The sequence below is a fragment of the Nakamurella sp. GG22 genome, assembly GCF_052976845.2.
On the sequence record NZ_JBRIIO020000007.1, the window covers coordinates 114,691 to 137,767 of the forward strand.

Sequence of the window (23,077 nt, forward strand, 5' to 3'; positions counted from 1 at the left end):
CCCTTGTTACTAGCCGGTAACTTGAAGTTCCTGAGCAGTCGCCGGCGCGGTGCCGTAGTAAGTGACCCTCAGCAATTCCTCGAGTTCGACCAGCAACGGCATCCTCGGATTCGTCCGCATGCAGACGTCCTGGAAGGCGATGTTCACCAACTCGGGAATAGCGGCCAGGAATTCCGCCTCGGGCACCCCGGCCTGCCGGAGGGTTCTCGGCATTCCCAGTTCATCGATCAGGGAATCGACGGCATCGAACAACCGCCCCCGGCGTTCCTCGTCGTCCCGCCCGCCGAAGATGATGCGTCCCATCCTGGCGTACTTCTCCGGTGCGACGTAGGAGGAGTAGCCCGGAGCCGGCATGAACTTGCTCGGCAGTGAAGCGTTGTAGCGCAACACATGTGGCAGCAGCAGGGCGTTTGCGCGACCGTGCGCGATGTGGAACCTCGCGCCGATCGCATGAGCCAGCGCGTGGTTGACGCCGAGGAAGGCGTTGGAGAAGGCCAGGCCGGCCAGCGTCGAGGCATCGGCCATACCGGTCCTGGCCTCGATGTCGGTGCCGTCCCGGAACGCCCTGGGGAGCCACTCGAAGATCATCGACACGGCCTGCACGCAGAAGGCGTCGGTGTACGGCGAGGAGAAGATCGACACCGCACCCTCCAGCGCGTGGGTCAGCGCGTCAAGGCCGGTGTCAGCGGTCGACGACGGCGGCAGCGACACCATGAGCGTCGGGTCGACGATCGCCTTGTCCGGCAGCAGGCAGTAGTCGATCATCGTCACCTTGCGATGGTCGTGGGTGATCACCGCGCCGGGCGAGACCTCAGAGCCGCTCCCCGCTGTCGTCGGTATCGCGATCAGCTGCAACACGTGCTTGTCCTGCGGATACTGGGCGACCCGCTTGCGCGGATCGAGGAACGGCAGCGTCAGATCGTCGATGGACAGTTCGGGGTGCTCGAAGAACAGCCGCATCGCCTTCGCGGCGTCCAGCACCGAACCGCCGCCGATGGCGACCAGCGCGTCCGGTTCGTAGTCCCGAACGATCGCGACGCCGGCCATCACCGTGGCGAAATCGGGCTCCGGCAGGATGTCGTCGAAGATCTTGACGTGCGCTCCCCCGAGGTGCGAGCGCACCTGCGCCACGATCCCGCCCGCCTCCAGCACGTGGTCGGTCACCACGAGCACACGTTCGAACCGTTCCTCGTCCAGCGCCTCCAGTGAGCCCGACTTGAAGTAGATGTCAGCGGGGACCCGGAACCACTGCGGCGGCGTCTTGCGACGGGACACCGTCTTGATGTTCAGCAGGTTCTTGTAATTGACGTTGTCCGTCGTCATGGAACCGCCCCAGGTACCGCAGCCGAGCGAGAAGGTCGGCGGCAGCGAGTTGTACACCCCGCCCAGCGCACCGACCGCCGTGGGCGCGTTGACCAGGATGCGGCCGGTCCGGACCGCCGACGCGTACCGCTGGATGACGTCCTCGTCACGCGCGTAGACGCTCGAGGTGTGCCCGAGCCCGCCGTGCTCGGTGACCACGACCGCACAATCGATGGCGTGCTGCACATCTCGGGCCCGGACGAGACCGAGAACCGGCATCAGCTTCTCTTGGCGGAGCTTGTGCGCGACCAGCCCGTCGAGGTCGGCAGGCAGCTCGGCCAGCAGCACCTTGACGTGCGGCGGAACCTCGAAGCCGACCCGTCGGGCCAGCTCCGGCGCGCGTTGCCCGAGGGCCTTCATGTTGACCTTGGTGCCCCCGCCGTTCGCGGGGTCCCCCTCGAAGACGAAGTCGGCCAGCGCCACCGCCTCCTGCTCGTTCATCAGGTAGGCGCCCATCCGAACGAACTCGGCGACAACCTCGTCGTAGACCTCGTGATCGATGATGATCGTCTGCTCGGCGGGACAGATCACCGAGGCGTCGAAGGTCTTCGAGATCAGCACGTCGACGACGACGCCCTTGAGGTCGGCCGACCTGTGGACGTAACACGGCGCGTTCCCCGGCCCGACCGACAGGCATGGCTTACCGGCCTCGTTCGTGAGCTGGACGATCTTCGGCCCGCCCGTGGTCCACAGGAAGTCGACATCCGGGTGCCGGAAAAGGTAATGGGTGACGGCGTTCTCGGGCATCGGCACGACCTGGATCGCACCCGCGGGCAGGCCCGCCGCCTCGCCGGCCGCGACCAGGATCTCCACCGCGCGCAGTGCGCAGCGGGTGGCCATCGGATGCGCCCGGAACAGGATCGCGTTTCGGGTCTTCGCCGCACAGATCGCCTTGAACAGCACCGTCGACGTCGGATTGGTGATCGGCGTGACCGCCACGATCACCCCGACCGGCTCGGCGATGAACTCCAGACCGTTCTCCTTGTCGGCGTCGATCACGCCGACCGTCTTCTTGTCCTTCAGGTAGTCGTTGAGGAACTCGGTGGCGACGAAATTCTTGATCACCTTGTCCTCGAAGACACCGAAGCCGGATTCTCGCACCGCCAGCATGGCCAATTCGGAGGCCGCACGGAGACCAGCCCTGACCATCGCATCGACGATCCGGTCCACCGCCGCCTGGTCGAGTCGGCGGAACGCCTCGGCCGCCAGTCGGGCCCGCTCCACCTGCGCGTCGACGACCTCCCTGACGTTGTCCGTCATCGCCGCCGATACTGCCTTCATCGCTGCGGCTGCCTGTACCGCTCCTGCCTTGGCTGCTGTTCCTGCCTGTACTGCTGTTCCTGCCTGTACTGCCATGTCGTCACACGCTCCTTCCGCGGGTCGTCGATGCCCGAGGGTGCAGCGGGCGCGGCGGAGCCCAGAACCTCCATTGCACCTGCTCTGGTGGGTCCGCGGCAGAGCCGGAAGTCCCCACTACCGGCTTACGTTTGTCGCGCATGCATGGCCTCAGGCTCGGTCCGTTTGATCTTGCGAATGACCAGCCGGGCGAGGTGATGCCCGCGGCGCATCACGTTCTCCCTGGTGTCCATGTGTCTATGCTCGCCACCGTGGACGTCCTTGTCGGAAGTCAGGAACTCACCCGGCTGCTCGGGGTGAAACGCGCCCGGGTGTACCAACTGAGCAACGCCCCGGACTTCCCCCGCCCCGTCGCCGTCCTCGCCATGGGCAGCATCTGGCGCCTGGCAGACATCGCAGCATGGGCAGATCACCGAGGCCGCACCCTCGACCTCGGCGCACTCGACACCGCCCCCGAGAGTGACAACGGCTGATCACTGAGTGCAGAGGAAGCCCTATTGGGTACTGACAACTGACGACCACGCCGAGGAGCCACCCGTGTCGCAGACCTCATCCCGGATCAAGGCGATCCTGCCGACGTCCAGTCGCAGTGTCATCGGCGCGACCGCAGCCACTGGTCTACTGACCGCGCTCGCTTCGATGCCCGAACGCCTGGGCCGGCTCCTGCGCGACCGTTACCCCATGGTGGCGGTGACGGGCATGACCGGCGTCGGCAAGAGCCAGCTCGTCGACCGGCTGACGCACCGCTCCGCCGGCGAGGCCGTGGCCGAGGTCGGCTCGGCAGTCATGGAGCGACGCACCCGCCGCGGGGCCAAGCTGCACGGCTTCCGGTTCCTCGTCGTGCCGGGCGACAATGCCGCCACCCGGCTCGGAGCCCTCGACGAGGTCTTCCATGATGAGCCCGTCGACGGCGTCATCCACGTCGTCGCCAACGGCTACGCCACGCCGCGTCGCGCCGCCGGAACCACCGGCGCCGCCTCGGCGACCCGCGAGGAGCAGCTCGCCCTCGAGCTCGAGGACTGGGCCATCACCTCGCACCTGATTGCGTCGATGGCCGTGCGCCGCCACAAGCCGATCTGGCTCATCATCGCCGTCACGAAGACCGACCTCTACCCGGACGACATCGACGAGGTCGTGCGCAATTACTCCCCGGGCAGCGGCTCGCCGTTCGGCGACAAGGTCGACGCCCTGCGGGCCCTCGCCGGCGGAGCGAAGCTCTCGATCGACGTCTTACCGGTCTCGAGCCAGGGCGGCGACAAGAAGGCGATGATCTCCAACAAACGCGCCGGCGCCATGGTCGACGCCCTCGCCGACCGACTGGGCCAGCTCAGCGGACACGCCTGAGCCATATTCTCTGAGCCAAATCCTCTCTGGGCCATATTCTCCGGGGATGCCGACATCCAGCGGCGACTTCGAGCTGACGACCGACGAGCTGCGCGGCGTCGTCGCGTACTCCGTCTCGTGCGCCGAGCCCGTCCTCTTTCTTTTCGAGAGCGCTGAGCCCGACGACCCACGGCCGGCCGCCGCGCTCGATGCCGCTCGCGCCTTCGCCGGTGGGGCACCCCGCTCCCGCCTCCAGCGGACCGCGGCAACCGACGCGCACCGCGCCGCCAAGGAGTCGTCGACCGCGCCCGCCCGGCACGCGGCCACCGCTGCCGGTGATGCGGCCGGCGCGGCCTACCTGCACCCACTGGCCAAGGCGACGCAGGTCCGGCACATCCTCGGCGCGGCGGCCCACGCCGCCCGCGCGGCCGAGCTGGCCCGCGGCGACGACACGGTCGTCGCGGAGTACGTCATCACGGCCGCCGCGAAGCGGGCCACACCCGTCGTCCTCGATGTGCTGAACCGCTACCCGCGGGCGCCGCACGGACGCACCCGGGTCGCGGTGCTCATGACGCGGCTCGACAGCTTGCTCCGGGACCCGCCGCCCCCGCCGCGCGTCGTCGACGACCCAGGCCCCTTCTTCCACGGGACCCGCGCCGACGTGGCTGTCGGCGACCTGCTCACGCCGGGATGGCGCTCCAACTACGGCTCGGGCCGTCAGTCCAAGCACATCTACATCACCGCCAGCCTCCAGGGCGCGCCGCTGGCGGCCGAACTCGCCCGCGGCGACGGTCCCCCGCGGGTCTACCGGGTGGAGCCGATCGGTTCGATCGAGGACGATCCCAACGTCACCGACAAGCGCTTTCCCGGCAACCCGACCCGCTCCTACCGCACGACCGAGGCATTGCGGGTCGTCGAGGAAGTCATGGACTGGGAGCCCGCGCCGCCGGAAATGGTCCGGCACATCCGGCACAGCCTGGGCCAGCTCGCAGAGCTCGGAATCGAAGCAATGGACGACTAGGTCCCGCCGAGCGGGCCATTGGCCTCTGCCGAACGGGTCGGCCGGTCGCTACCGTGCGCGAGGGGACCGAAGAACTCCGGACACCGTTGGCGCCCGGACGCGGAGAAAGGGGGTCGCTATGACTTCCCTCGTCACTGGGCGAATCCCTGGGCGAACCCCGATGAGCACGCAGGACGCCCTGTGGCTGACCATGGATCGCCCGAACAACCTGATGATCATCGACGGGGTGCTGATCCTGGCCGAAACCCCCGGTTATCACACCGTTCTGGACGTTGTCCGGACCCGGGTCAGCGATCGTTTCCCGGTGTACCGGCGCACCCCGGTGCGCTCGGGCACCGGCTGGGCGTGGCAGGACGACCCGGATTTCGACGTGACGCGACACGTTCGGAGCGCCCGACTGACCGAGCCTGCGGACCTCACCTCCCTGCAGCGATTCATGTCGGCCCAGCGGGCCAGGTCGCTGCCACGGGACCGGCCGCTGTGGATCGTCTTCGTGATCGACCGGGTGCTCCTCGACGACGGGACGATCGGCAGTGCCGTCGTGTGCCGGTTCCACCACGCCATGGCCGACGGTGTTCGGCTGACCCAGGTCATGCTCAGCATGTGTGACAGCGCGGCTCAACGGACCGGCAGTCGCCCCGCAGTCGGCGCCGTGGTCTCCCGCCGGAGCGCGGGCGGCGGCCTCGCGCTGCCGTTTCCGTTGCCTTCCCCCGTCTCGGACGCCGTCGGCATGACGCTCGACGCCGCCAGGGCGGTACGGAACGGCGTCGCCGGCGCTGTGGACCTGGGGGCCCGGGTCACCGCAGGTGTCGCACGGGGCGTGCTGAGCGCGGCGGTCCACACCGTCACCCACCCGGTCGACACGGTGTCGGCGCTGCCCGCGGCCGTGGCGGCGACGCCGCGGATCGCCTGGTACCTGACCCGGTACGGCGTCGAGACCGTCGACGAGGGCCTCGGCTTCGCCGTCCACCCCGGCCGCCTGGTCGACGCCATCGCCTTGCTGGGTGACGAGGACAACCGTGCCGTCAACGACGTCTCATCGGTGACCAAGCTGCTGCTGTCGGACAGTTCTCCCACCGTGTGGTCGGGCAAACCGGGGCGGCCGAAGGCCATCGCGTGGTCCGCCCCGCTCTCGCTGCCCGACATCAAGGCGGTCAGCCGGAGCCAGGGCGCGACTGTCAACGACGTGCTGCTGGCGGCCGTGGCCGGTGGGGTCCAGCGCTACCTCGGCGTGCACAACGGCCGGGCGCGGGAGATCCAATGGCTGGTGCCGGTGAACCTCAAGCCCTTCGCCGACAACCTGCCCGAGGAACTCGGCAACTACTTCGCGCTGGTGATGCTGCCGATGCCTCTCGGAGTCGCCGATCAGCCCACCCGGATCCGGCAGATGCGCAGTCAGATGGAACGGATCAAGCATTCAGACGAGGCCGTGTTGACGTTCGGCCTGCAGCGCGCGATGTCGGTCTCGCCCGGCCAGGTCCAGTTCTTCCTGACCAACTTCTTCGCGAACAAGACCGTCGGCGTGCTGACCAACGTCCCGGGACCGACCGGGCTGCTGAGCTTCGCCGGAAGCCCGGTGGTGCAGATCGTCGGGTTCGCGCCGTGCTCGGGCGACCAACCCATCGCCGCGACGATCTTCAGCTACAACGACACCGTGACCATCGGATTCGCCACCGACGCCGGCCTGGTCCCCGACCCGGAGGTCCTCGTCGATCTCGTCGCGCGGGAAGCAACCGCCATGCGGTCGCTGCTGGTCAGCCGAGAAGGCGCTTGAGGAAGGAACCCTCCTCGGCGGCCACCTTCCCGGCCTGCTCGGCAGCGAACCCCGCGGCCATCCCGCCGACGAACGGGATCGACACCTTCACCTCGCCGTCCACGACATAGGTGACGCCGTCGGGTACCTCGCGCAGTGTCATGGTGCCGTTCACATGGACAGGGGCACCTTCGACGGTGATCTCGAACCGGCCGTCGTACCCGCCCGCGGCGGGCGTCCACCGGTCCACCTGGTCGTACATGTTGCTCGGCGACATGACCTTCGTCATGAACCCCGGTAGGTCCACCGAGACCCTGCGACGCGCGTGGATCAGGGTTCCTCGACCGTCTTCGCCGGATTCGACGGACACCTCCGTGTTGCCGAGGGACTGGTATTTCTCTTGCGTCGTGGCCGGATCCACCATGGCGGCGTAGACCGGCCCCAGATCGGCCGGCAGCACCGTCTCCACGTGAAATCTCGCCATGTCCCTGACCCTTCGCCCGCCGGTCGGACCTCGAACCGGCGGCGGGGTCAACGTACGGCAGAGAAGCCGCGGACTGCCTGTTGCAAAATTCTTCCGGCATGGTGTCCTATCGGGTCCCACACGTTCGTGGACTGGGTGAGGCAGCCGCGGGGGCTGACCGCAGACACGACAAGGAGACGACGATGAAGCTCACCGTCAACGCATTCCTGAGCCTGGACGGCGTCATGCAGGGACCTGGCGGACCGGACGAGGACCGCTCCGGCGGCTTCGACAGGGGCGGGTGGGTGGTGCCGTTCGTCGATGAAGACTTCGGCGCCATCGTCAACCGATGGTTCGCCGACACCGATGAGGTACTTCTGGGCCGGACGACCTACGACATGATGTACACCTTCTGGTCGCAGGTGACGGACCCGGCCGACGTGGTCGCAACGGTTCTCAACAACCGTCCGAAGCACGTCGTGTCGACCACCATGCGCAACGCGGAATGGCACAACACCTCCGTGATCGCCGGCGATGTCGTCGCCGCGGTCGAGCAGCTCAAGGCGAAGCCGGGCGGCGAACTGCAGGTGCACGGCAGCTGCGGCCTGGCCCGCACCCTGCACGACGCCGGAATCGTCGACGAGTACCGGCTGATCATCTTCCCGGTCGTGATCGGCGACGGGAAGCGGCTGTTCGGCGAGGGCAGCGTGCCCGGAACCTTCACCACCGTGAACTCGGCGGTCACCTCCAACGGCGCCGTGAGCCTGACCCTCCGGCCGGCAGGTGGGCTCGGTGTCGGCGACATCGAGGTCGTCGACGGCAGGGAAGTCATCCAGAGCAGCTGAACGCCCGCTCGTCACCGTCCGCGCCACCCCGCCCACATCACCCCACTAACCCAACCGAGAAGCACCACCCGACAAGCCCCACCCGACACACATCACCCGACACACACCGAGGAGCACACCATGGCCCAGTACCTGCTTTCCGTGCACGGCAGCGACACCGACGAGATCCCCGACGACGTCCAGGACATCTTCGAAGCCGTCGATGCCTTCAACAAAGAGGTTCAGGCGGCGGGATCCTGGGTGTTCGCCGGTGGTCTCAACCCGGCCTCCACCGCCACCGTCATCGACGCGAGCGGCAGCGGTGAGCCGGTGATCACCGACGGGCCGTACCTGGAATCGAAGGAACACATCGGCGGATTCTGGGTCGTCGACGTCCCCGACCTCGACGCCGCCCTCGAGTTGGCCAGGCGTGGGTCCGCGGCCTGCCGGGGCGCCGTCGAAGTGCGGCCGTTCCAGCCCGAACCCGACGCCTGACGGATCGTGACGGCACCCGAGGGCGAGAAGCTCTCCCGCGGCGACCTCGACCGTGTCTTCCGTGAGGAGCACGGTCGGGTCGTCGCCACCCTGACCCGCCGACTGGGCGACATCGACCTCGCGGAAGAAGCCGCCCAGGAGGCCTACCTGATCGCCCTGCAACGGTGGGCGGACACCGGCTTACCGCCCAATCCCGGCGGCTGGTTGACCACAACGGGCTACAACAGGGCGATCGACCGCCTCCGGCGGGAGCGGACCCGCGATTCCCGAGAGACCCAGGCGGTGCTCATGAACGAGATCGTCGACGACGATCCGGAGCCACCGTCGTCCGTGGTGGACGACAGGCTGCGGCTGATGTTCACCTGCTGCCACCCCGCCCTCGCCACCGGCGCACAGGTGGCACTCACGCTGCGGCTGCTCGGCGGGCTGACGGTGGCCGAGATCGCCGGCGCCTTCCTCGTCGAGGAGGCCGCCATGGCCAAGCGGTTGACCCGGTCGAAGCAGAAGATCAAAGCGGCCCATATCCCCTACCGGGTACCGCCGGACGCCGAGTTGCCGGCGCGGCTGCGCGGCGTGCTCGGCACGCTCTTTCTCGTCTTCAACGAGGGTTACCTCCCTTCGGGCACACCGCCTGACGGCGGCCGGCCGGACGAGAGGCCTTCCGGCGCAACGATGTCGCAGGAGACGAGCGCTGTCGCCCCGGTCGCGGAGGCCATCCGGGCCGACCTCTGCGGCGAGGCGATCAGGCTCACCAGGATCCCCGCGACACTGATGCCGGACGAGGCCGAGGTGCTCGGACTGCTGGCGCTGATGCTCCTCACCGAGGCGCGCCGGCCCAGCCGGGTGGCCGACGGCGTCCTCGTCGCGCTCGCCGACCAGGACCGGTCGCTCTGGGACCGCGAGCTCATCGCCGAGGGGCACCGCATCGTCCGGGCCTGCCTGCGGCGTGGGCGCCCCGGCAGATACCAGATCCTGGCCGCGATCAATGCCGTGCACACCGATGCCCCGACGGCCGAGAGCACCGAGTGGAGCCAGGTCGTCGCGCTCTACGACCAGCTGCTCGCGGTGGATCCGACCCCGGTGGTGGCGCTGAACCGGGCCATCGCCGTGGCCGAGATCTCCGGCCCCGGAGCAGCTCTGGAGATCGTCGAGACGTTGCCGCTCGACGGGTACCACGCGTACCAGGCGACCCGCGCGGACCTGCTCCGCCGCGCAGGACGACCCCGGGAGGCCGCCACGGTGTACCGGAAGGCGCTCGACCTCGCCGGCAACCCGGCAGAGCGCGCCTTCCTCCGCAGGCGCATCGACGAAGTGCAACAGCACTGACCGGTGGCGGACAGCGGTTGTCCGCATCCCCTCCTACGGTGGGTGTCGACCGATCCGCGCCAGCCGTACCAAGGAGGAGCGATGGCCGAGCCGCGCAGCTACCCACCTGGCGTCACCTCATGGGTGGACGTCGAGCATCGGGATGTCGAGGGCGCCATGGCGTTCTACGGCGGACTGTTCGGATGGACGTTCGAGGAGGCGACACCGCCGGGCGTTCAGTTCCGGTACGTCATCGCCCGGCAGGGCGGTCTCGACGCCACCGGCATCGGCGGTCCAGCCGACCCCTCGGACGGATCCGCTGTGGCCGCCTCCATCACTCCGGCCTGGAACACCTACGTCGCGGTGCTGGACGCCGAGGCCACGGCGGCACGGATCGAGGCGGCGGGCGGGCGCATGCTGGAGAAGCCCACCGACGCGGGCGAGGGAGGGCGATCGGCCCGCTGTGCGGACCCGTCGGGTGTGCCGTTCCGGCTCTGGCAGGCCCGCCGGAGGCTGGGCGCGCAGACCGTGAACGCGCCCGGAACCTGGAACTTCAGCGACCTGCACGCCGCCGACCCGGCCGCCTCGGCGGCGTTCTACACAGCCGTGTTCGGCTGGTCCTTCGACGACCTGGGGTTCGCCACCTTGATCCGGCTGCCCGGCTACGGCGCGCACCTCGCGGCCACCTCGGATCCGGACATCTACGCACGGCAGGCCGCGGTGGATGTGCCCCCGGGTTTCGCCGATGCGATCGGCTGGCTGAGCCCCGTCATGCCGGACGAGAGTCCACACTGGCATGTCGCTTTCGCGGTCGCCGACCGGGACTCGATCGCAGCGGCGGCCGACCGGCTGGGAGCGACCGTCCTGAACACGGAGGACACCGACTGGACCCGAACCGCCCTCATCCGCGATCCGCAGGGCGCGGTGTTCACCGCGAGCCAGTTCACTCCCGGCGGCGGCTGACCCGGTCGGCCCACAGCTCGAGGTGCGGTTCTCGCGCCGCGTGCCATGCTCACTCCCATGCCCAGCACCAGTCCCGGTTATTCGATCACCATTCGTGCAGAGGCCCCTCCGGCCATCGGCGCGACCGCAGATCTCGCCGCCGCCGTACTGGCGGCGGGCGGTTCACTGACCGCCCTCGACGTCGTCGAGTCCAGTCCCACGTTCATCGTGGTCGACGTCTCCTGCGACGCCATCAACGCCGAGCACGCCGACGCCGTGACCCGGTCGATCGGCGAATTGCCAGGAGTGAACGTCCGCAAGGTGTCGGACCGGACTTTCCTGCTCCACCTGGGCGGCAAGATCGAAGTGGTTCCGAAGGTGCCGCTCAAGCACCGCGACGACCTGTCCCGCGCCTACACACCCGGTGTGGCCCGGGTCTGCGTGGCCATCGCGAACAACCCCGCCGACGCCAGGCGGCTGACCATCAAACGCAACACCGTCGCCGTGGTGACCGACGGGTCCGCGGTCCTCGGACTCGGCAACATCGGGCCGGCGGCGGCCATGCCGGTGATGGAGGGCAAGGCCGCGCTGTTCAAGCAGTTCGGCGGTGTCGACGCATGGCCGGTCGTGCTCGACACCCAGGACACCGACGAGATCGTGATGATCGTCAAGGCCATCGCACCCGGCTACGGCGGCATCAACCTCGAGGACATCGCCGCGCCAAGGTGTTTCGAGATCGAACGGCGGCTCCGGGCAATCCTCGACATCCCCGTGTTCCACGACGATCAGCACGGCACCGCGATCGTCGTGCTGGCCGCGCTGACCAACGCCCTGCGGGTGGTCAAGAAGGAACCGAGGGACGTCCGGGTGGTCGTCAGCGGCGTGGGCGCGGCCGGCCGGGCGATCATCCAGTTGCTGCACCGACAGGGTTTCACCGACATCATCGGTTGCGACCGCAACGGCGCCATCCGCCCGGACAACCCGAATCTGGACGAGTACCGGCGGTGGATCGCCGACACCACCAATCCCCGCGGCGCGCAGGGAACCCTGGCCGAGATGATCGTCGGCGCCGACGTCTTCATCGGCGTCTCCGCACCCAACCTGCTGACCGGCGACGACATCGCGACCATGGCGGACGGGGCCATCGTCTTCGCGCTGGCCAACCCGGACCCCGAGGTTGACCCGTTCGCGGCCAGCAAGCACGCCGCGATCGTCGCGACCGGCCGGTCCGACTATCCCAACCAGATCAACAACGTGCTGGCGTTCCCGGGGTTCTTCCGCGGGATGCTCGACTCCGGCGCCCACGAGATCACCGACGACTGCCTGCTGGCCGCCGCGACCGCCATCGCGGACACCGTCGCACCCGATCAGCTGAATGCCAACTACATCGTGCCGTCGGTGTTCGACCCGGCGGTCGCACCGGCCGTGGCGGCGGCCATCCAGCGGGTCACCGCCCTGCGCTGAGTCAGGTCGCCGGCCGGGCCGCGCTCTCCCGAACGACGAGCGTGGGCCGCAACGGCTGGTACGACCCCGCCGAGCCGTTCAGCTCGGCCAGCAGCATTGCGATGCATTGCTGGCCGAGCCGGTCCAGCTCCTGCCGAACGGTGGTCAGACCGGGAATGAGGTGTCCGGCGCCCGGCATGTCGTCGAACCCGACGATCGAGATGTCCTGCGGGACACGGACTCCCCCGTCGTGCATGGCGCGGAGAAAGCCGAGGGCCATGAGGTCGTTGGCGACGAAGACAGCGGTCGGCACCTTCTTCCTGCGCAGCAGTTGCGTACCCGCCCGGTGACCGCTGGCCGCTGTCCAGTCACCCGCGATGGGCGGTCCGGGGCGGATGCCGTGGTCGCCGAGCTCGTCCCGCCAGCCCCGCACGCGCTCGATGGCGTCGAACCATGCGTTCGGCCCGGCGATGTGCCCGATGGTGGTGTGGCCCAGTTCGAGCAGGTGCCTCGTCGCCAGCCGCGCGCCGAACGCCTGGTCGATCGAGGTGATCCGCACACCCTCGGCCGGTTCGGCCCCGGCAGCAACCATGACGACGGGAAGATGGGTCTCGAAACGCTCCGAAACGTGCTCGGCGGCCGCCTCGGGGGCGATCACGACGATCCCCTCGACCCCCTGATCGACGAGGTCACCCAGGACCTCCTTGATGCCCGCCGGCTCGATGCTGTGCAGGGCGGCGACGCTCAGATAGAACCCCGCATCCCTGGCGGCCCGCTCCACGCCGATGAGCGTGCTGCTGGGCCCCCAGTGCGGGGACACACTGGTGATCACCCCGATGGTGTTGGACCGCCGGGTGACCAGCGCCCTGGCCGCGACGTTCCGGCGGTAGCCGAGTGCGGTGATCGCCTCCTGGACCCGTAGTCGCGTCTCCTCGCGAACGTTGGGGTGCGCGTTGATGACCCGGCTGACCGTCTGGTGGCTGACCCCGGCGAGCCGGGCAACGTCATACATGCCGGGTGGCCGGTCCGGCTGTTGGCTCGCCATCTTCGTCCTCATTCCGACGCCCCCACCGTCCGCAGGGACGCCACCACGTGCCGGCACATCACCTCATCGTCGGCGTCGGGCGATGAGCTGCTGGAGCACCACGAAGAACAACACCAGGACACCGATCATCACGCGCGTCCAGCCGGTGTTCAGGTCGCCGTCGAACTCCTTGTAGGCGTAGATCGTAGCCAACACCAGCACGCCGAGCATGGAGCCGAGCACGTAGCCCGAGCCGCCGGACAGCAGCGTGCCGCCGATCACCACCGCGGCGATGGCGTTGAGCTCGTAGCCGATGCCCGCCACAGGATCACCGGAGGCGGTGTAGAACGCGAACAGCACACCCGCGATCCCCGAGCAGAAGCCGCTGATCACGTAGACGCTGACCTTGGTGCGGTCGACCCGCAGGCCCATCAGTCGCGACGATGCCTCGTTCCCGCCGACCGCATAGACAGTCCGGCCGAAACGGCTGTAATGCAGGATCACGAACGCGACCACCAGCACAGCCAGCGCGATCAGCACCGATGGCGTGGTGTACACATCGGTGACCCGGACCCGGCCCCGCAGATTGACCGTCTGCTGCTCCCAGAGATTGATGTGCGTCAGATTCATGCTCTGGAAGAAGCCGTCGTTGATCGAGATCGAACGATCGGTGATCACCAGGCACAGCCCGCGGGCCAGGAACATCGCCGCGAGAGTCGCGATGAAAGGCTGGATCTCGAACCGACTCACCATGATGCCGACCAGCAAACCGAGCGTCGAGGCGGCCAGCAGGACCGTCGGGATCACCAGGAACGGTGACCAGCCGGCCTGCAGCAACGTCGCGGAAATGACCGAGCCGAGCGCCATCACCGCGCCGACCGAGAGGTCGATGCCGCCGCTGAGGATCACGAAGGTCATCCCGATGGCCAGCGGAATCAGGAACACGTTCTTCCCGATGAGGTCGAAGATCGCCTGACCGGAGGTGAAATTCGGGTAGAGCAAGTTGCCGACGACGAGCATGACGATGAGAAGTACGACAGTCACGCCGATCTGCGTGTACTGCTCGTAGCGCTGGCTGAGGCGGCGGAGGATCTTCGGGCCCGCGGGCTTCGGAGTGGCGGGCTTCGGAGTGGCGGCGATCGTCATGGCCTGGCCCCTGCGGACATCGAGGTGGAGGATCCGGACGCGGTGTCTTCCGGTGCGGCAACCGGCGTGTCGCCGACCGGCCCGGTCGGTGTGGTCGGGGGCGGCGCGCTGCCGCGGCGACTCGGTGGCCGTCCCCAGCGCAGCACGTTCAACAGCCAGGCCCGCACCCGATGCGACTGCAGCAGGCAGACGAGGATGACGACACATGCCTTGAAGACATCGGTACTGCGCGCCGAGATCGCGATCACCACGAACGCGTCCATGGTCTCGATGATGAACGCGCCGATCAGTGTACCGGCGAGCGAGAACCGGCCCCCCGCCAGCGAAGTGCCGCCGATGACGACGGCGAGGATCGCGTCGAGCTCGATGAACAGGCCGATGGAATTGGGGTCCGCCGACGTGGAGTTCGAGGTCAACATGAGCCCGGCGAGCCCGGCACAGAAACCGCTGAAGACATAGGCCAGGAAGATGATCGGACGGGCCCGGACACCGGCGAGCCGGCTGGCCTCCGGATTGACCCCGACGGACTCGATCAACGTGCCCAGTGCGGTCTTCCGGGTGAGCACCGCCGTCAGTGCGAAGATCGCGCCGGCGATCAGGATCGAGAAGGGCACCGCCAGCAGGTAACCGCCGCCGATCAATTTGTAGGCCGGGGAATTGTCCGGGTAGAGGATTTTCTCGCTGGTGATGATCTGTGCCAGGCCGCGGCCGGCGACCATCAGGACGAGGGTGGCGACGATGGGTTGGATGCCGAGCACCGAGACCAGGAACCCGTTCCAGGCGCCGGCGATCAGCGCCATCAGCAGCGCGACACCCACCGCGGTCAGCACCACCGTCACCGACGCACCGTCGGCCGAGGAGATGATGTACATCGATGCCCACGAGCCCGAGATGGCCGCGACCGCACCGACCGACAGGTCGATCCCGCGCGTCGCGATCACCAGCGTCATGCCCAGTGCGACGAGAACGATCGGTGCCGCGCGGCGCAGGATGTCGATGGGCGCGCCGTACAGATTGCCGTCCCGGGCGGTGATGTTGAAGAAGGCGTGGTTCCAGAGCAGGTTGGCCACGAGCAGCGCGATGAGCACGAGCCCCGGCCACAGCAGGCGACTACCGGTGATGCGTTTCATGCGGGCTGCGCCTCCGCTGCGATGATTCCCATGAGGTCCTCGACCGTCGTTCCCTCGGCGTTCACGATCTCGGCCACCTTGCGGCGGTCCCGGAGAATGCCGATGCGATGCGACAAGCGGAGGACCTCTTCGAGTTCTGCCGAGATGAAGATGACGGCCATGCCCTTGTCGGACAGGCCGGCGACGAGTTTCTGGATCTGTGCCTTGGCACCGACATCGATGCCTCGGGTCGGCTCGTCCAGGATGAGCAGATTGGGCTCGGTGAGCAACCACCTGGCCAGCAGCAGCTTCTGCTGATTGCCGCCGGAAAGGTTGCGGGCCAGCGTCTCCGGATCCGTCGGCCGGATATCGAGGGCCTTGATGTAGCGCTTGGCCATCTCGTCCTGCTGGCGACGCGGGATCGGTCGCGTCCAGCCGCGTTCGGCCTGCATGGCCAGCACGATGTTGGCGCGCACGCTCAGATCGCCGATCAAGCCCTCGGCTCGCCGGTTCTCCGAGGCGAAGGCGATTTTCCTGTCGAGCGCCAACCGCGGGTTGCGGAGCTTGATGTCCGCTCCGGACACGGTGGTCGTGCCGGAGTCGTTGCGGTCCGCTCCGTACAGCAGCCGGACGAGTTCGGTCCGGCCCGAGCCGAGCAGTCCGGCAAGACCGAGCACCTCGCCCGGATGGACCTCCAGGTCGAACGGATCGATGGAACCCTTGCGGCCAACGCCTTTGGCGATCAGGAACGCCCCGCCTTCCTTGCGCTCGGCGGCCTCCCGCTTCGTGCCCTCCTCGAGCGCCTCCAGGGCCGCCAGGTCCTTGCCGATCATCTTGGACACCAGTTGCAGCCGGGGCAGCTCGTGCGCCATGTACTCGCCCACCAGCTCGCCGTTGCGAAGCACCGTGATGCGATCGGAGATCTGGTAGATCTGGTCCAGGAAATGGGAGACGAAAAGGATCGCGACGCCCTTGTCGCGGACCCGCCTGATGACCTCCATCAGCTCGGCGACCTCCTTGACATCCAGCGAGGACGTCGGTTCGTCGAGAACCAGGACATCGGCGTTCACGTCGATCGCCCTGCCGATGGCGACCAGCTGCTGGATGGCGATGGAATGGCTGCTCAACAGGGAACCGGGATCGATGTCCAGGTTGAGGTCGGCGAGCACCTTGGCGGTGTGCTTGCGCATCTTCCGCCAGTCGATCATCCCCAGCCTGCGTGGCTCCCGCCCGAGCATCATGTTCTCCGCAACGGTCAGGTTGGTCACCAGGTTGACCTCCTGGTACACCGTTGCGACACCGGCCTTCTGCGCCTGCGCCGGCCCGTCGAACGACACTTCCGCGCCGTGCACCGTGATGGTGCCGGCGTCGATGGCATACACCCCGGTCAGCGCCTTGATGAGGGTCGACTTGCCGGCGCCGTTCTCGCCCATCAACGCGTGCACCTCGCCCGGGAAGAGCCGGAAGGAGACGTCGCTGAGCGCCTTGACCCCCGGGAATTCGATGGTGATGCCGGCCATCTCGACAACCGGCCGGTCTGCGGTGGCAAGCGGATCGCTCGGCATTCCCGCTCCTCTCGCCTTCGTGGACTTGATGAAGACTGCTTCCCGATCAAAAGAGATGGGACGCCCGAATCCAGAACTCCGGAGTCGAGCGTCCCATCATCTGGCTGCGATCGCTGCTCAGCGATCAGTGCTCACTTCTGCGATCAGTACTGCCGGCTCGGCAGTGCCTCGATGGCCTGCTCCTGATCGAAGCTGCCCTCGATCGTGATGATCCGGGCGGGGATCTCGGTGTCGGACAGAACGGCGCTCGACGCCTGCATCAGCTGCTCGCCCAGCAGTGGCGAGCACTCGACGATGAAGTTGATCTTGCCGGCCGCCAGGGCCTCCATACCTGCCTTCACCGCGTCAACGGTGACGATCTTGATGTCCTTGCCGGGCACCTTGCCGGCCGCTTCGATGGCCTCGATCGCGCCGAGTCCCATGTCATCGTTGTGCGCGTAGACGAGGTCGATGTCCGGGTACTTGGCCAGGAAGCCCTCCATGACCTTCTTGCCGCCGTCCCGGGTGAATTCGCCGGTCTGGGAGGCAAGGGTGGTGAACTTCGGGTCCGAACCGAGGATGTTCTCCCAGCCGGTGGCCCGATCGTTGGCCGGCGCCGAGCCGGTGGTGCCCTCGAGGACCACCATGTTCACCTTGTCGGTGTCGGCGAACTCCGTCTTTGCCCAGGTCGCCGCCTTCTCGCCCTCGATGATGAAGTCGGACCCGATGAAGGTCTTGTACAGGCTGGGGTCGGAATCCACCGCGCGGTCGGTCAGCACCACCGGGATGCCGGCGGCCTTGGCTTCTTCGAGCACGGCGTCCCAACCGGTCTCCACGACCGGCGAGAACGCGATCAGGTCGACACCCTGCGTGATGAAGGTCTTGATCGACGAGATCTGCTTCGCCTGGTCACCTTCGGCGGAGGTGAACTTCAGATCCACGGCGTTGGCCTCGGCCGCCGCCTTGATGGAGTCGGTATTGGCGCTGCGCCAGCCACTCTCGGAACCGACCTGGGCGAATCCGATGACGGCGCCGTCCAGCACCGCGGGATCGACCGGCGGCAGTTCGCCACCTGCCGCTGCGCCCGAGCTGCTCGCATCAGCGGGACTGCTCGCCGCCGGCGATGCTGCGGAACTACCGTCGGCCGAAGCGGCAGCGCTGGTGGACGCCGCCGCGCTGCTGGTGCTCGATGATGCGGTGTCGGCGCTGCTTCCGCAGGCCGCCAGGGCCAGGGCGGCGACTGCCGCCGCAGCGAGCACAGTCAATTTCTTGGTGACCACGGACTCTTCCTCCAACGTTGGATGACCCGGCCCGGAAGTGCCGATCGAACGATCGACCGCGCGACGTCGCAGTGCGCCGTCAGCGGCTCCGAGGCCCTGCATCGACTCCGAGGTGACCGCGCCGCAGATGAACTGCGGCAAGGTGTTCGGGCCGTCATGGGCCGACCTTCCGATCTCGGTTCCTCAAGACAAGGGCGGGAGTAGGACTCACCCGCGGCCATAGTGTTAACGCTCACACGCTGCCGCGTCAAGGGCTGAGGGTCACAATTGCGCTACGGAGTTGCAAAACCCTTCCAGCGGAGGGTGAATGCGTCTTGAATTCCCGCTCCTGTCGGGCGCGTCCGCCGGACCGAGCCCAACACTGCGGGACATGTCGTCACTGTTCGTGAACACCGTGGACGGCGGGGATGACGAACGGATGCCGACGGTCCGGATCGACACGTCATCGAGACCCGCCGCAAGGCTCTTCACTTTCCAGACTGTGAGCGCTAACATCACACCCGAACGTGGTCCGCGGTACGGCGATCGGGCCGGTTCGATACCGCCCGTCCCTGTGCGGTGCAGTCACCGCCGGGGATCGCCGGAGCAGAATCGCAGCGCCACCTCCACGCAACAGAGAAGGGAAAAGGGCGCCCCTCCGGGTGTCATTCAACGATGAATCAGTCCTCCCCCTCACGCCATTCGACCGATGCCGACCCGACCGACGCGCTCGTCGTCGGCGTCGACTACGGAACGCTCGCCGGCCGGGCCGTCGTGGTGCGCGTCCGGGACGGCGCCGAACTCGGCTCGGCCGTGTTCGACTACCCGAACGCCGTCCTCACCGACCGGCTTCCGGGAGGCACCGACCGGCTGCCGCCGGACTGGGCGCTGCAGGTCCCCGCTGATTACATCGACGTACTGCGGACCGCCGTCCCAGCCGCGCTCGCCGCGGCCGGGGCGCGGCCCGAGCAGGTGGTCGGGATCGGTACCGACTTCACCGCGTGCACCATGGTGCCGACGACCGCCGACGGAACCCCGTTGTGCGAACTCCCGGAATTCCGCACGCGACCGCACGCCTTCGTCAAACTGTGGCGGCATCACTCCGCGCAACCGCAGGCCGACCGCATCAACGAGTTGGCGGCGAAGCGCGGGGAATCCTGGCTGCCGCGGTACGGCGGACTGATCTCATCGGAATGGGAATTCGCCAAGGGCCTGGAATTGCTCGAGGGTGACCGGGAGATCTACGAGCGGATGGATCGGTGGGTCGAGGCCGCCGACTGGATCGTCTGGCAGTTGTGCGGCGAATACGTGCGCAACGCCTGCAGCGCCGGCTACAAGGGGATCCTGCAGGACGGCCGATACCCCGACCGGAATTTCCTGACCGCACTGAATCCCGATTTCGGCGACTTCGTCGACGACAAATTGACCGCACCCATCGGTCAGCTCGGCGCGGTTGCCGGCCGGCTGACGGCGCAAGCGGCGGAGTGGACCGGGCTGCCGGAGGGCATCGCGGTCGCGGTGGGGAACGTCGACGCACATGTCTGCGCCCCCGCGGCCGGCGCGATCGCCCCCGGTCAGCTCGTCGCGGTGATGGGGACGTCCACCTGCCATGTCGTCAACGGCACGGAGCTGCGCGAGGTACCCGGGATGTGCGGCGCGGTGGACGGCGGGATCACCGCCGGGTACTGGGGCTACGAGGCCGGCCAGAGCGGCGTCGGCGACATCTTCGGCTGGTTCGTCCGGGAGCAGGTGCCCGCGGCGTATGCGGCGGCCGCGACGGAGGCCGGTCAGTCGGTCCACGAGTACCTCACCTCGCTGGCCCAGCTACAACGCGTCGGGCAGCACGGCCTGCTCGCTCTCGACTGGCAGAGCGGCAACCGTTCCGTGCTGGTCGATCACCAGCTGAGCGGACTGGTGCTCGGCCTGACGCTGAGCACGAAACCGGAGGACGTCTACCGGGCGCTGTTGGAGGCGACCGCGTTCGGTGCACGGTTGATCGTCGAGAACTTCATTTCGGCAGGTGTGGACGTCACGGAATTCGTCGTCGCCGGCGGGCTGGCCAAAAACCCGCTGCTGATGCAGATCTACGCCGACGTCACCGGGCTGCCGCTGTCGGTCGCGGCGTCGGCGCAGGGGCCGGCACTGGGCTCGGCGATCCATGCCGCCGTCGCGGCGGGCGCCTACCCCGACGTCCCGGCCGCGGCTGCCGTGATGGGCCGGCGGATCACCGGGGTCTACGAGCCGATTCCCGCCAACGTGGCTGTCTACGACGAGCTCTACGCCGAGTACCGGCGGCTGCACGACTACTTCGGCCGCGGCGAGAACACGGTCATGCACACGTTGAAGAACATCCGTCGTGCCGCACTCGAGCCGGCCGCGGCCGATCGGGACGTGCTCGTATGAGGCTGAGCCCGGAAACCCAACAACACATCAAACGACTGCGGGTCGAGGTCTCGGGCCTGCACGCCGAACTCGTCCGGTGGGGCCTGGTGGTCTGGACCGCGGGCAACGTGTCGGCCCGGGTTCCCGGCGCGGACCTGCTCGTCGTCAAGCCGTCCGGGGTGGACTACCAGCTGCTGACCCCGGAGAACATGGTGGTCGCCGACTTCGACGGCCGGGTCGTCGAAGGTGACGCCGCGCCGTCGTCGGACACCTTCGCCGCCGGCTATGTCTACGCCCACCTCGATCGGGTCGGCGGTGTGGTGCACACCCACTCCACCTACGCGACCGCGTTCGCCGCGCGGCGCGAACCGATCCCCTGTGTGCTGACGATGATGGCCGACGAGTTCGGCGGGCCCATCCCGGTCGGGCCGTTCGCGATGATCGGTGACGACTCCATCGGACGCGGGATCGTCGACACGTTGCGCGACAGTCGATCTCCAGCGGTGCTGATGGCCAATCACGGCCCGTTCACGATCGGCAAGAACGCGCGGGCGGCCGTCAAGGCGGCCGCGATGTGCGAGGAGGTCGCCCGCGCGGTGACCGTCGCCCGACAGTTGGGCGAGCCGCACCCGCTGACCGACGAGGACATCGACGCACTGTACGACCGCTACCAGAACGCCTACGGACAGAAGCTTCTCGATCAAGGACGGCCAGCATGAACGCGACCACCCACGCACCTGCCGCTGCCGGCAGACAGATCTGGTTCCTCACCGGAAGCCAGGGGCTGTACGGCCGGGAGGTGGTCGACCAGGTCACCGCCCACTCCCAGCAGATCGCCGGTGCGCTCGAGGCCAGCAAGGACATCGGCGCGGAGATCATCTGGAAGCCGGTGCTGACCTCGTCCGACGGCATCCGCCGCATCATGCTGGAGGCCAACGCCGACGACGCCTGCCTGGGCGTCATCTGCTGGATGCACACCTTCTCGCCGGCGAAAATGTGGATCGCCGGGCTGGAGGCGCTCACCAAACCGCTGCTGCACCTGCACACGCAGGCCAACGAGGCGCTCCCCTGGTCCGAGATCGACATGGACTTCATGAATCTCAACCAGGCCGCGCACGGTGATCGCGAGTTCGGTTACATCCAGACCCGTCTCGGTGTGAGCCGGAAGACCGTGGCCGGGCACGTCAATCACCAGCCGACGCTGGCGGCCGTCGGCACGTGGGTCAGGGCCGCGCGCGGCGCGTCCACCCTGCGCTCGCTGCGCCTCGCCCGGTTCGGCGACAACATGCGCGACGTGGCCGTCACCGAAGGCGACAAGGTCGAAGCCCAGAGGCGTTTCGGTGTCTCGGTGAACACCTACGGGGTCAACGACCTCGTCGAGGTCGTCGACCAGGTCAGCGACGCCGAGGTGAACGCCCTCGTCAGCATTTACGAAGACGAGTACACGATCGCCCCCGCGCTCCGCGACGGTGCCCCGCAGCGCGAATCCCTGCGCTACGCAGCGCGGATCGAGCTGGGGATGCGGGCGTTCCTGCAGGCCGGCAACTTCGGTGCCTTCACCACCAACTTCGAGGACCTCGGCGGGCTGCGGCAACTACCGGGCCTCGCGGTGCAGCGACTGATGGCCGACGGCTACGGATTCGGCGGCGAGGGCGACTGGAAGACATCGCTGTTGCTGGCAACGCTGAAGTCGATGGACCACGGGCGCTCAGGCGGCACGTCGTTCATGGAGGACTACACCTACCACCTCATCCCCGGCGAGGAGCGCATCCTCGGCGCCCACATGCTGGAGGTGTGCCCCACCATCGCCGCCGGCAAGCCGAGTTGCGAGATCCATCCGCTGGGGATCGGGAACCGGGAAGACCCCGTTCGGCTGGTCTTCGACGCCGAACCCGGGGCCGGCATCGTCGTCGGCATCAGCGACCTCGGCGACCGCTTCCGCCTCGTCCTGAACGAGATCGATGTCGTCGCACCGGACTTCGAGTTGCCGAAGCTTCCCGTGGCGCGTGCCGTCTGGACCCCGCGACCGGACTTCCGGACGTCCACCCAATCCTGGCTGACCGCCGGCGGCCCACACCACACCGTTCTGTCGACCGCCGTCGGCACCGACGAGCTGGAGGATCTGGCCACCATGGTCGGGGTCGAACTGCTCGTCATCGACGCCGCGACCACCACCCGCTCATTCGCCAACGAGATCCGTTGGAATCAGGCGTATTACCGCCTGGCGCAGGGCTTCTAAGAGCTTCTGGGCCTTGTAGCAGGTGGGCTTCCACCACCCAGCCGGTCGGTCGGTCGTTGCGAGTGGCTGGTGCCCACGCGCCATCAG

General features: G+C 68.0%; 19 protein-coding genes and 1 pseudogene. 13 read left to right on the forward strand and 7 right to left on the reverse strand.

Annotated elements, in window-relative coordinates:
* Window positions 1–9 precede the first annotated feature (9 nt).
* Window positions 10–2,643 (reverse strand): bifunctional acetaldehyde-CoA/alcohol dehydrogenase, encoded by a 2,634-nt coding sequence (gene adhE / locus ACVBEQ_RS10055; RefSeq protein ID WP_447153087.1) that lies wholly within the window; start codon window positions 2,641–2,643, stop codon window positions 10–12.
* A 326-nt stretch (window positions 2,644–2,969) separates the two neighbouring features.
* On the opposite strand from adhE, the gene ACVBEQ_RS10060 reads away from it, so the two are divergent.
* From ACVBEQ_RS10060 to ACVBEQ_RS10080, 5 genes and pseudogenes are all read left to right on the forward strand, one after another.
* The gene (locus tag ACVBEQ_RS10060) at window positions 2,970–3,191 is read left to right on the forward strand and encodes a helix-turn-helix transcriptional regulator (RefSeq protein ID WP_447152989.1); all 222 of its coding nucleotides are present in this window, start codon (window positions 2,970–2,972) and stop codon (window positions 3,189–3,191) included.
* A 64-nt stretch (window positions 3,192–3,255) separates the two neighbouring features.
* Window positions 3,256–4,062, forward strand: coding sequence for a P-loop NTPase family protein (locus ACVBEQ_RS10065; RefSeq protein ID WP_447152990.1), 807 nt, complete (start codon window positions 3,256–3,258; stop codon window positions 4,060–4,062).
* Window positions 4,063–4,108: 46 nt separating this feature from the next.
* Window positions 4,109–4,495, forward strand: a pseudogene (locus ACVBEQ_RS10070) (putative immunity protein); the annotation flags it as partial.
* A 114-nt stretch (window positions 4,496–4,609) separates the two neighbouring features.
* A complete protein-coding gene (gene arr, locus ACVBEQ_RS10075) occupies window positions 4,610–5,062 on the forward strand; it encodes an NAD(+)--rifampin ADP-ribosyltransferase (RefSeq protein WP_447153088.1) in 453 nt (150 codons plus the stop codon).
* 160 nt (window positions 5,063–5,222) lie between these two features.
* Window positions 5,223–6,836: a WS/DGAT domain-containing protein gene (locus tag ACVBEQ_RS10080; RefSeq protein WP_447152991.1), complete on the forward strand. Its 1,614-nt coding sequence runs from the start codon at window positions 5,223–5,225 to the stop codon at window positions 6,834–6,836.
* Here the strand turns inward: ACVBEQ_RS10080 and ACVBEQ_RS10085 are convergent.
* Entirely contained in the window at window positions 6,817–7,299 is a 483-nt protein-coding gene (locus ACVBEQ_RS10085) for a DUF2505 domain-containing protein (protein WP_447152992.1), read from the reverse strand. The two genes, ACVBEQ_RS10080 and ACVBEQ_RS10085, sit on opposite strands and share 20 nt — an antisense overlap.
* A 182-nt stretch (window positions 7,300–7,481) precedes the next feature.
* Between ACVBEQ_RS10085 and ACVBEQ_RS10090 the strand changes: the two genes are divergently transcribed.
* The 5 genes from ACVBEQ_RS10090 to ACVBEQ_RS10110 all read left to right on the forward strand — a co-directional run bounded on the left by ACVBEQ_RS10090 (window position 7,482) and on the right by ACVBEQ_RS10110 (window position 12,308).
* Window positions 7,482–8,123 (forward strand): dihydrofolate reductase family protein, encoded by a 642-nt coding sequence (locus ACVBEQ_RS10090; RefSeq protein WP_447152993.1) that lies wholly within the window; start codon window positions 7,482–7,484, stop codon window positions 8,121–8,123.
* 120 nt (window positions 8,124–8,243) lie between these two features.
* Entirely contained in the window at window positions 8,244–8,597 is a 354-nt protein-coding gene (locus ACVBEQ_RS10095) for a YciI family protein (protein WP_447152994.1), read from the forward strand.
* A 6-nt stretch (window positions 8,598–8,603) separates the two neighbouring features.
* Window positions 8,604–9,923, forward strand: a complete 1,320-nt coding sequence (locus ACVBEQ_RS10100) for an RNA polymerase sigma factor (protein ID WP_447152995.1) — start codon at window positions 8,604–8,606, stop codon at window positions 9,921–9,923.
* Between the two features lie 81 nt (window positions 9,924–10,004).
* Window positions 10,005–10,865 carry a VOC family protein gene (locus tag ACVBEQ_RS10105; RefSeq protein ID WP_447152996.1) on the forward strand — a complete coding sequence of 287 codons (861 nt, stop codon included), beginning with the start codon at window positions 10,005–10,007 and terminating at the stop codon, window positions 10,863–10,865.
* A gap of 57 nt (window positions 10,866–10,922) precedes the next feature.
* The gene (locus ACVBEQ_RS10110; protein ID WP_447152997.1) at window positions 10,923–12,308 is read left to right on the forward strand and encodes an NAD-dependent malic enzyme; all 1,386 of its coding nucleotides are present in this window, start codon (window positions 10,923–10,925) and stop codon (window positions 12,306–12,308) included.
* A gap of 1 nt (window position 12,309) precedes the next feature.
* Here ACVBEQ_RS10110 and ACVBEQ_RS10115 read toward each other — a convergent pair whose 3' ends face one another.
* From ACVBEQ_RS10115 to ACVBEQ_RS10135, 5 genes are all read right to left on the reverse strand, one after another.
* The gene (locus ACVBEQ_RS10115; protein ID WP_447152998.1) at window positions 12,310–13,332 is read right to left on the reverse strand and encodes a LacI family DNA-binding transcriptional regulator; all 1,023 of its coding nucleotides are present in this window, start codon (window positions 13,330–13,332) and stop codon (window positions 12,310–12,312) included.
* A gap of 63 nt (window positions 13,333–13,395) precedes the next feature.
* The gene (locus ACVBEQ_RS10120) at window positions 13,396–14,457 is read right to left on the reverse strand and encodes an ABC transporter permease subunit (protein WP_447152999.1); all 1,062 of its coding nucleotides are present in this window, start codon (window positions 14,455–14,457) and stop codon (window positions 13,396–13,398) included.
* Window positions 14,454–15,587 carry an ABC transporter permease gene (locus ACVBEQ_RS10125; protein ID WP_447153000.1) on the reverse strand — a complete coding sequence of 378 codons (1,134 nt, stop codon included), beginning with the start codon at window positions 15,585–15,587 and terminating at the stop codon, window positions 14,454–14,456. Before ACVBEQ_RS10125 ends, ACVBEQ_RS10120 begins: the two co-directional genes overlap by 4 nt.
* Window positions 15,584–17,131 carry a sugar ABC transporter ATP-binding protein gene (locus ACVBEQ_RS10130; protein ID WP_447153001.1) on the reverse strand — a complete coding sequence of 516 codons (1,548 nt, stop codon included), beginning with the start codon at window positions 17,129–17,131 and terminating at the stop codon, window positions 15,584–15,586. The genes ACVBEQ_RS10125 and ACVBEQ_RS10130 overlap by 4 nt, the downstream gene beginning before the upstream one ends.
* A gap of 143 nt (window positions 17,132–17,274) precedes the next feature.
* Window positions 17,275–18,390, reverse strand: coding sequence for an ABC transporter substrate-binding protein (locus ACVBEQ_RS10135; protein ID WP_447153002.1), 1,116 nt, complete (start codon window positions 18,388–18,390; stop codon window positions 17,275–17,277).
* A gap of 654 nt (window positions 18,391–19,044) precedes the next feature.
* On the opposite strand from ACVBEQ_RS10135, the gene araB reads away from it, so the two are divergent.
* From araB to araA, 3 genes are read left to right on the forward strand one after another with little or no spacing between them, the layout of a single operon-like run.
* Window positions 19,045–20,772, forward strand: a complete 1,728-nt coding sequence (araB, locus tag ACVBEQ_RS10140) for a ribulokinase (RefSeq protein WP_447153003.1) — start codon at window positions 19,045–19,047, stop codon at window positions 20,770–20,772.
* On the forward strand, window positions 20,769–21,470 hold the full coding sequence (locus ACVBEQ_RS10145) for an L-ribulose-5-phosphate 4-epimerase (protein WP_447153004.1): 702 nt from the start codon (window positions 20,769–20,771) through the stop codon (window positions 21,468–21,470). The genes araB and ACVBEQ_RS10145 overlap by 4 nt, the downstream gene beginning before the upstream one ends.
* A complete protein-coding gene (gene araA / locus ACVBEQ_RS10150) occupies window positions 21,467–22,990 on the forward strand; it encodes an L-arabinose isomerase (protein ID WP_447153005.1) in 1,524 nt (507 codons plus the stop codon). Before ACVBEQ_RS10145 ends, araA begins: the two co-directional genes overlap by 4 nt.
* The last annotated feature ends 87 nt before the right edge of the window (window positions 22,991–23,077 follow it).

Bases quoted from the DNA above. Each gene is read 5' to 3' on its own strand.
- ACVBEQ_RS10085 (WP_447152992.1), bottom strand. From the start codon at position 7,299: ATGGCGAGATTTCACGTGGAGACGGTGCTGCCGGCCGATCTGGGGCCG.
- ACVBEQ_RS10120 (WP_447152999.1), bottom strand. From the start codon at position 14,457: ATGACGATCGCCGCCACTCCGAAGCCCGCCACTCCGAAGCCCGCGGGC.
- ACVBEQ_RS10090 (WP_447152993.1), top strand. From the start codon at position 7,482: ATGAAGCTCACCGTCAACGCATTCCTGAGCCTGGACGGCGTCATGCAG.
- ACVBEQ_RS10105 (WP_447152996.1), top strand. From the start codon at position 10,005: ATGGCCGAGCCGCGCAGCTACCCACCTGGCGTCACCTCATGGGTGGAC.
- adhE (WP_447153087.1), bottom strand. From the start codon at position 2,643: ATGAAGGCAGTATCGGCGGCGATGACGGACAACGTCAGGGAGGTCGTC.
- araA (WP_447153005.1), top strand. From the start codon at position 21,467: ATGAACGCGACCACCCACGCACCTGCCGCTGCCGGCAGACAGATCTGG.
- arr (WP_447153088.1), top strand. From the start codon at position 4,610: ATGACGCGGCTCGACAGCTTGCTCCGGGACCCGCCGCCCCCGCCGCGC.
- araB (WP_447153003.1), top strand. From the start codon at position 19,045: ATGAATCAGTCCTCCCCCTCACGCCATTCGACCGATGCCGACCCGACC.
- ACVBEQ_RS10130 (WP_447153001.1), bottom strand. From the start codon at position 17,131: ATGCCGAGCGATCCGCTTGCCACCGCAGACCGGCCGGTTGTCGAGATG.
- ACVBEQ_RS10115 (WP_447152998.1), bottom strand. From the start codon at position 13,332: ATGGCGAGCCAACAGCCGGACCGGCCACCCGGCATGTATGACGTTGCC.
- ACVBEQ_RS10125 (WP_447153000.1), bottom strand. From the start codon at position 15,587: ATGAAACGCATCACCGGTAGTCGCCTGCTGTGGCCGGGGCTCGTGCTC.
- ACVBEQ_RS10095 (WP_447152994.1), top strand. From the start codon at position 8,244: ATGGCCCAGTACCTGCTTTCCGTGCACGGCAGCGACACCGACGAGATC.
- ACVBEQ_RS10080 (WP_447152991.1), top strand. From the start codon at position 5,223: ATGAGCACGCAGGACGCCCTGTGGCTGACCATGGATCGCCCGAACAAC.
- ACVBEQ_RS10145 (WP_447153004.1), top strand. From the start codon at position 20,769: ATGAGGCTGAGCCCGGAAACCCAACAACACATCAAACGACTGCGGGTC.
- ACVBEQ_RS10110 (WP_447152997.1), top strand. From the start codon at position 10,923: ATGCCCAGCACCAGTCCCGGTTATTCGATCACCATTCGTGCAGAGGCC.